Origin of the sequence: Gelidibacter sp. (assembly GCF_039916245.1) — a bacterium.
Taxonomy (GTDB): Bacteria; Bacteroidota; Bacteroidia; order Flavobacteriales; family Flavobacteriaceae; genus Gelidibacter.
The window spans coordinates 40,250-48,546 of sequence record NZ_JBDSLS010000279.1; the positions used below are offsets into that span (position 1 = coordinate 40,250).

Consider the following 8,297-nt stretch of genomic DNA (forward strand, 5'->3'; position numbering starts at 1 on the left):
GTATATTAGAATCTAAAGTGCGAGAATGCTTTGTTAGCTTCTGCCATTTTATGAGTATCCATACGCTTTTTAACAGCAGCACCTTCTTCTTTAGCCGCAGCTAAGATTTCAGCAGCTAGTTTAGCGGGCATAGATTTCTCATTTCTTTTTCTTGAGTAAGTGATCAACCATTTCATGGCTGTAGATACTTTACGATCTGGACGAATTTGCATTGGGATTTGGAATGTTGCACCTCCAACACGACGGCTACGTACTTCTACGTGAGGCATTACGTTAGATAAAGCATCTTTCCATGTGTCCAAGGCTGATTTCTCTTCGTCAGTTTTCTTTGATTCTACAATGTCAATCGCATCATAGAATACTTTAAAAGCTACGGACTTCTTTCCATCCCACATCATCATGTTCACGAAACGAGTTACTAACTGGTCGTTGAAACGTGGATCTGGTAAAAGCGGTCTCTTTTTTGCTGCTCTTTTTCTCATGTCTTCTTTTTGAGTTTTTTTTTGTTAATTGCTAATTGTTAATCGTCAAGGTGCTTTGCACTCCTAACTCCTAACTCCTAACTCCTAACTTGTTTTTACTTCTTAGGGCGTTTTGTTCCGTATTTAGATCTACGTTGCGTTCTACCTGTAACACCTGCTGTGTCTAAGGCACCACGGACAATGTGATATCTAACTCCTGGCAAATCTTTTACCCTTCCACCTCTAACCAATACTATCGAGTGCTCTTGTAGGTTGTGCCCCTCGCCGCCGATGTATGCGTTAACCTCGTTACCGTTTGTTAAACGAACCCTTGCTACCTTACGCATTGCTGAGTTAGGTTTTTTAGGTGTCGTCGTGTAAACACGAGTACACACACCACGTCTTTGTGGACACGAATCTAAAGCAGCCGATTTACTCTTCTTGGTTATTTTGGCTCTTCCTTTTCGTACTAATTGTGAAATTGTTGGCATATATTTCTATATAAAATTGTTTTACTCCTCGCTTTTGAGGGGTGCAAAGATAGAAATAAATTCTTTTTTTTCAAATGTAAAGTGATTAATTTTCAAATCTTTGCTCAAATATTTAACATTGTACAAATTTTTAGATAAATATTTCGGTTAGCTTTGAAGATGTTTAAGTTTCAGATGGCTTTAAAAATATGGGGATTCTTTTTGCTCTTCGGATGCTTATCCGCCTCGGGTATATTTGCCCAATCGCTGCACCTGAAAGCCTTAGGCAGCTCTGCCAACGACACAAAAATTCTTAACACCTTAGATTACCAAAACACATTTAACGACTTTAATTCACTTGAATTGGAGACCAAATCCATAACAGAAATCCTATCCAATTTAGGATATTTGGAAAGCGAATTTTTGTCTCTTAATCAAGTGAATGATTCGTCATTTGTGGCAAATTATCGTTTAGGCGAGCAATATTCCAAAGCGATAATTCATTATGACTCTGGTTTTAATAGAAATATGTTGAAACTGGTGTCTAATAAGATCACTGACAATTATTTCGAAATTGAAGTTCATAAACTCGAAGTATCTCTTGAAACTTTAAATACCGAAATTTCAAATTCAGGAGATCCATTTGCAACCCTGCAACTTACCAATATCCAAAAAAAGAATGGCATTTTGTACGCCGATTTAAAAGTTGTGGAAAAACGGCAAAGAACTATCGACACCATTATTATTAAAGGCTATGAGAAATTTCCAAAATCGTTTGTAAAACGCTATCTCAAAATCAAAAGCAAACAGTCTTTCAATTTAAAAACGATCAAAGAAAAAACTGAGGCTTTGGAGAATTTACAGTTCGCCTCTCAAATAAAAGATCCTGAAGTCCTATTCACGAAAGATTCCACTCTACTCTACCTTTATCTAGAAAAACAAAAAAGCAACACCTTTGATGGCTTTTTGGGTTTTGGCACGAACACCGAAACCAGCAAAATAGAATTTGACGGCTACCTCAATCTCAACCTCATCAACAATCTCAATTATGGCGAATCTTTCAGATTGCTTTATAAAAGCGATGAGAGCGAACAAAAAACCTTCGATGTAAAAACGAAACTGCCCTATTTGTTCGGCTCCCCCATTGGCTTGCAATTGGGTCTTAATATTTTCAAAAAGGACTCTTCGTTTGTGACCACCTCCCAATTTGCCATGGTGGATTATCAAATTAATCCAAAAAACAGTGTGGCTTTAGGAATTAACGCAAAGGCATCTACCAATTTGATGGACAACCCTATCTTCACAATTACTGATTTTAAATCTACATTTTTCACCTTAGGTTATAATCACACACAGCAGCAACGCTACGACCAATTGTTTCCCATTAATTTTATGTTTGACATTTCCGCAGGAAAGGGAAAAAGAACTATTGAGAAGGCTGATCAATCACAGACCAAGTTTGAATTGAACACGTTTAAAATTTTCAACCTCAATCTCAGGAACAGTATTTATGGCCATTTGAATGCCGCCATTTTAAATTCGGACAATTTTGTTGAAAACGAGTTATCTCGATTTGGAGGGATCAATTCCATTCGGGGTTTTGAAGAAAACAGCTTGATAGGAAATCTGTATGGTGTGTTCAATACAGAATACCGCTATAAATTGACCAACAGTCTATATGTCAATTCCATTATTGACTTTGCTTATTATGAAAATCAAATTCTTGAGACAAAAAGCAAGTTGTTCGGACTCGGATTTGGTTTTGGAATCCTCACTCAAACTGGACTCTTAAAATTGAATTACAGCAATGGCAGCACAGAAAACCAAGCTATTAAGTTATCGAACTCCAAAATTCATATCAGTCTGTCTGCAATATTTTAATTGCATTGGCCTATAATTAGATCTCCATAACACATCTCATATTGTTTTGAATTACAGAACCTGCACTTCTGAACACTTGGAATTTTTCTACAAATCACAATTAAGGCTCAAAACACTCAGAATCAAACTTCTCACTCTCATTAAAAACCAATTATCGCTATGTTTTTGATGCTTTTTCAAAATAACCCCATTCAAAAAACTATCCTAAACACCTGTGAATCAGGTGCTTTATGAATTATATTTAAATTACAAGAAAATAAAATTGCTTTTTTAACTTTTTATTAGGACTTTTATGACAGGCTAATTCAAATTAATTTAATTATGAAAACACTTTTACGTGTAATTCTAACGCTATTCCTAGTGTTAGTCGCTCATACATCGTATGCGCAAGACAAAACAATTTCTGGGACCATATCGGATGGTTCTGGTTTACCTCTTCCGGGAGTTAATATAATTGTAAAGGGAACCTCAACAGGAACCCAATCCGATTTTGATGGTAAATATTCCATTGAAGCTAAAATAGGTGATATTCTCTCCTTCACTTATGTAGGGCTTAAACCTCAAGAAATCACAGTAGGATCATCAAACTTGATCAACGTGACAATGAAGGAAGACGCTGCAATGCTTGATGAGGTTATAATTACCGCACTTGGAGTGAGTCGTGAGAAAAAATCTCTTGGTTATTCCGTTCAGGATTTAGGTGGCGAGGAAATAAACAAAACAAAACCAACCAATGCGCTCAGCTCACTATCTGGGAAAGTTGCTGGCGTTTCTGTTTCCACTCCAACTGGAGGTTTGGGTGGTTCCACACGAATCTTACTTCGGGGCGCAAGCTCTGTGACAGGTGAAAACAGACCGCTTATTGTTGTTGACGGTATTCCTTTGGACAATAGTAATTACAACTCCACCGATGCACAAAACGGTCGTGGAGGTCGCGATTACGGTGATGCCTCTTTTGACATCAACCCTAGCGACGTTGAGAATGTAAGCGTTCTTAAAGGTGGAGCTGCCGCTGCACTTTATGGCTCTAGAGGCTCAAACGGAGTTATTCTTATTACCACCAAATCAGGTAAAAAAGGTAAATCTGAAGTTACTGTAAATTCAGGGATGACTTTTGATCATGTTAGTATATTGCCTAAAGTCCAAAAATTATATGGAGGTGGCGCTGGTAATCCAGATACATTCGAACAATCTGTTTTTGATACCGCTATCATCAACGGTGTTGAATATAACATTGTAGATTATGGCACAGATGAATCATGGGGGCCTATTTACGACCCTAACAAACTTGTATTGCACTGGGACAATTTAGATCCTTCATATCCAGAAGACTATTTAAAGCCTCGTCCATGGATCTATCCTAAGAATGATAAAAATGATTTCTTTAATACTGGAGTCACGTTAAATACAGGAGTTGCTTTTACACAAGGTAGTGAGAATTCGAATTTGAGATTTTCTCTAAACAATTCGCAACAAGAAGGTATCGTACCAAATACAAAACTAGACAGAACTTCAGTGAACATGAATGGAATGTCACAACTTACAGATAAGTTAAAAGTAAATGGTACCGTTAATTTGACAATCACAGACGGTTTTAATAGACCGGCCACAGGATATACTGGCGAGGGTGTTATTCAACAATTGTATCAATTTGGTCAAACCCAATTGGATTATGAACGTTTGAAAAAATATTTGAGACCTGATGGGACTCAAAGATCCTGGAATATTGTTGGCGTGGATAATCGTGAGCCATTGTATTCGGACAATCCGTATTGGACGCTTAATGAGAATATCTCAACAGATAAGAGAACACGGTGGTACGGTAATTTCGGCACACAATATAATTTCACCGATAATCTTTATGCCGTAGCCAATTTATATATTGATACCTATAGTTTGCGTATTACTAATAGAAGAGCAATTGGCTCAGTAGATCAATCTTTCTATTCAAATGCAGATAGAACCTTTCAAGAAATAAACTACGAAGGTAGATTACATTTTGACGACAACTTTTTAAATAATAAATTGACCTTTAATGCTTTTGTCGGTCTCAATAGAAGAGATAATCAAACGCACAGAGTTAGTGCAGAAACACAAGGTGGTTTGGCAACTCCAGGAATTTACTCGCTGAACAATTCGAGCGATCCTTTACTGGTTACTCAGTTTGACTCCAACAAAAGAATAAACAGTGTTTTTGGTTCTGCCTCATTTGGATATGATGGACTACTATATATTTCCGGGACTTTTAGAAATGACTGGTCTTCAACTTTACCTGCAGGAAATAACTCCTATTTTTATCCTTCGATTAATGGAAGTTTTGTATTCAGCCAACTTATTGATGCCAGCTGGTTGAGCTTCGGAAAACTTCGCGGTGGTTATGCTCGTGTTGGTAGTGATACTGATCCTTATCAATTAAAAAACACCTTTACATCCCGCCCTCCGTTTGGACCGAATGGCTCACTCATTCAGTATGAAAATGACGAGGTTAAACGAAATCCAAACTTAACGCCTGAGTTCACTAACACTAGTGAGATTGGACTTGAAATGGCATTCTTTAACAGACGATTAGGATTTGATTTTACTTATTATGACCAAATAACTTCAGAACTAATTACCTCTGTTCAATTAGACCCAGCGACAGGCTTTAACTCCGTTTTTACGAACGGTGGAAAACTTTCAAACAAAGGTATTGAGGCTTTAGTAAACATTACGCCAATTACCAATGATAACTTTAGCTGGGACTTTACCTTTAATTTTGCGAAAAACAAAAATAAATTATTAGAGCTTATACCAGGAGTGAATTCTTTGAGATTGGCAACGTATCCGTTTAATGGTGTTACATTAAATGCTGTTGTTGGTGAAGCTTATGGACAAATTAGAGGTACTAACTACGTTTTCGATTCCCAAGGAAATAAAGTCGTGGGTGCAAACGGAAGTTATCTCGAAACCAGGAATGTTGAAAATCTTGGTTCCGTACTACCTGACTATAATATGGGCTTTAGAAACTCATTTACCTACAAAGGAATCAATTTGGGTGTGTTGGTAGATGTCCAAAAAGGTGGTGTCTATCGTTCTTTAACTAATCTTTGGGGGCATTATTCAGGTATATTGGAAGAAACTGCAGCAAACAATATTCGGGTTGATGGCGTCGTAAACCAAGGTGTGACAGGTGATGTAACTTATAATGCCGACGGTACATATACAGTAACCAATACAGCTCCAAACACACAGGCAATTCCAGCTCAAGCTTGGGGCACAGATTTCTATTTCGGTAATGATGCACAAAATATCTTTGATGCGAGTTACGTAAAACTTCGTGAAGTTACTTTAAGCTACACTTTACCTAAAAAAGTCATGAATGACTTCGTCGCGGTTACCCTTTCTTTATTTGGAAGAAACTTGGCGACCTGGGGATTAGACAATAATAATTTTGATCCTGAATCTACAACTGGGGGCAGTGGTAACATACAAGGTTCAGAAGGTGGTGCATTGCCATCTACTCGCTCAATAGGATTTAACGTAGAATTAAAATTTTAAAAAATCATGAAAAGAATACTTATAATAACTCTATCCTTCGCAGCACTCATAATGACATCGTCATGTGATGATGGTCTGGAAGAATTAAATGTAAATCCTAATAATCCAGAATTTGTATTGACCAATACTATATTCAACTATGGGACTAAGCGGTACTCCGATATTACCCGAGATGAATTTAATATGGGAAGACTGGATTTAAACTGGATGGAATATTGGGGCCAAACGGCCTATGCAGATGAAGATCGATATTTATATCGTGAAACTTCAGCGACCAGCATATATCAAAATTCCTATTTTATTGCTACAGAATTTAAAACGATTATTGATTTAAATTTAGATCCTAAAACCGTACCGATCGTTGCCACAGTTGGAAACAATGAAAATCAAATCGCTGCTTCTCGAATTATGCTCGCGTGCATATTCAGTGACCTTACAAACTTTTTTGGGGATGTTCCTTATTACTCTTACGGCACGCAAGATCCTGATTTTCAAGCCCTACAGATTGATAATGTAAAATCGCCTGTATTTGCATCACAACAGAAAATTTATGCAGATATCCTAAAAGAATTAAGAGAATCCGCAGATATGATTAATGTAGACGAGCCTGTTTTCACTAGTGGTGATAACATTTTTAATGGTGATGCAGCTAAATGGAAAAAGTTTGCGAATAGCTTGATTCTAAGAATTGCAAATCGATTGAAAGCCGTCGAGGCTGGTGCGGCTAATACCGCGATTGCTGCCGCAATAGCATCTGGTGTTATGACTTCAAATGATGACAACGCAGTCCAATTATACGAATCATCGGATGCGAATGCCTCACCTTTTTGGAGAGCATTTATATCAAGAACAGATTTTGCTGTGGCAGCTCCATTTGTTGATCTATTAAAAGGCAAAACGGGTAAGTATGGTGCTGATCCACGTCTTTTTGAAATGGCAGCACCGAAAGCGGCTAGCATTAATAGCGTAAAGGCCGGTGATTATAATATCAGTGCTAACCCAGACGATTATCAAGGCATACCCTTTGCTTTCCCTGTTACTAACCTATTGCCACGAAGTACTTATTCCTATATGAGCAGTAAGGTGTTACGTCCAGACTTCGGGAGTGTATTGATGGAATATGCGGAAGTACAATTCCTGCTTTCGGAAATAAACAATTTCGATCAAACCTTCTACGAAAATGGCGTGCGCGCTTCTATGGAAAAATGGGGTGTCCCAACTGGAGCTATCGACGCTTTTGTCGCAAGGTTACCAGCGGCGAATTTGGAAAATGTCATTACCCAAAAGTATGTTGCTCTTTATATGCAAGCGCATGAAGCCTGGGCTGAATATAGAAGGACAGGATTCCCCAATACAGACATTCTACTTCTACCAGGTGAATCGTACACATTACCTGCCGACCAAGCAGCAGCGTCTAAACTTACTACCTATGAATTTAAAGCTGCTCCCAATTCATTAGACCTGCCTTTTAGAATTCGTTATCCTCAAACTTTACAAACGCTTAATGGTGAAAACCTTTCTAATGCAGTTTCTAAATTACCGAATGGAGATACCGTTTTAAGTAAGTTGTTCTGGGACATTAATTAGAATAAAATCATATTAATAAAAAACCCCTTCAGTTTAAAAAACTTTAGGGGTTTTTTCATACAATAAATTGATATTTGTATTGATTAAACTCCTACTTTTTTATCTTTCGTTTTTTACAAAGCTTGTCAAAATAAGAGCGTTTATTTTATACCTTTGTTGCCATGGAACACGAAACAACTATTTTTGGAATCAGAGCGGTCATAGAAGCCATTAAATCTGGTGAAAACATTGATAAAATCTTTTTACAAAAAGGATTACACGGCGAATTATTTACTGAACTGGAACAGCTCTTGCACAAAGAGCGATTAAACTCTTCTTATGTTCCTGTTGAAAAACTGAACCGACTGACCCAAAAGAACCA

Annotated in this window: 6 protein-coding genes; 4 read left to right on the plus strand and 2 right to left on the minus strand. The window is 37.5% G+C overall.

Annotation, left to right across the window (positions count from 1 at the left end; translation table 11 throughout):
* Nucleotides 1-5: 5 nt before the first annotated feature.
* Both rpsG and rpsL read right to left on the minus strand, forming a co-directional pair.
* Nucleotides 6-482, minus strand: coding sequence for a 30S ribosomal protein S7 (gene rpsG / locus ABIQ28_RS14305; protein ID WP_348038467.1), 477 nt, complete (start codon nucleotides 480-482; stop codon nucleotides 6-8).
* A gap of 95 nt (nucleotides 483-577) precedes the next feature.
* Nucleotides 578-952, minus strand: a complete 375-nt coding sequence (gene rpsL, locus ABIQ28_RS14310) for a 30S ribosomal protein S12 (protein ID WP_325449940.1) — start codon at nucleotides 950-952, stop codon at nucleotides 578-580.
* Nucleotides 953-1,126: 174 nt separating this feature from the next.
* Between rpsL and ABIQ28_RS14315 the strand changes: the two genes are divergently transcribed.
* From ABIQ28_RS14315 to ABIQ28_RS14330, 4 genes are all read left to right on the plus strand, one after another.
* The gene (locus tag ABIQ28_RS14315; protein WP_348038470.1) at nucleotides 1,127-2,812 is read left to right on the plus strand and encodes a ShlB/FhaC/HecB family hemolysin secretion/activation protein; all 1,686 of its coding nucleotides are present in this window, start codon (nucleotides 1,127-1,129) and stop codon (nucleotides 2,810-2,812) included.
* A 321-nt stretch (nucleotides 2,813-3,133) separates the two neighbouring features.
* On the plus strand, nucleotides 3,134-6,349 hold the full coding sequence (locus ABIQ28_RS14320) for a SusC/RagA family TonB-linked outer membrane protein (protein ID WP_348038472.1): 3,216 nt from the start codon (nucleotides 3,134-3,136) through the stop codon (nucleotides 6,347-6,349).
* Between the two features lie 51 nt (nucleotides 6,350-6,400).
* A complete protein-coding gene (locus ABIQ28_RS14325; protein ID WP_348038474.1) occupies nucleotides 6,401-7,936 on the plus strand; it encodes a SusD/RagB family nutrient-binding outer membrane lipoprotein in 1,536 nt (511 codons plus the stop codon).
* Nucleotides 7,937-8,097: 161 nt separating this feature from the next.
* Nucleotides 8,098-8,297 (plus strand): RNA methyltransferase substrate-binding domain-containing protein (locus ABIQ28_RS14330; protein WP_348038476.1); only part of this gene is annotated, 200 nt, incomplete at its 3' end.

What these genes read in the sequence shown, in the direction of transcription:
- rpsG (WP_348038467.1), bottom strand. Translation starts at nt 482, where the DNA reads ATGAGAAAAAGAGCAGCAAAAAAGAGACCGCTTTTACCAGATCCACGT.
- rpsL (WP_325449940.1), bottom strand. Translation starts at nt 952, where the DNA reads ATGCCAACAATTTCACAATTAGTACGAAAAGGAAGAGCCAAAATAACC.
- ABIQ28_RS14315 (WP_348038470.1), top strand. Translation starts at nt 1,127, where the DNA reads ATGGCTTTAAAAATATGGGGATTCTTTTTGCTCTTCGGATGCTTATCC.
- ABIQ28_RS14320 (WP_348038472.1), top strand. Translation starts at nt 3,134, where the DNA reads ATGAAAACACTTTTACGTGTAATTCTAACGCTATTCCTAGTGTTAGTC.
- ABIQ28_RS14325 (WP_348038474.1), top strand. Translation starts at nt 6,401, where the DNA reads ATGACATCGTCATGTGATGATGGTCTGGAAGAATTAAATGTAAATCCT.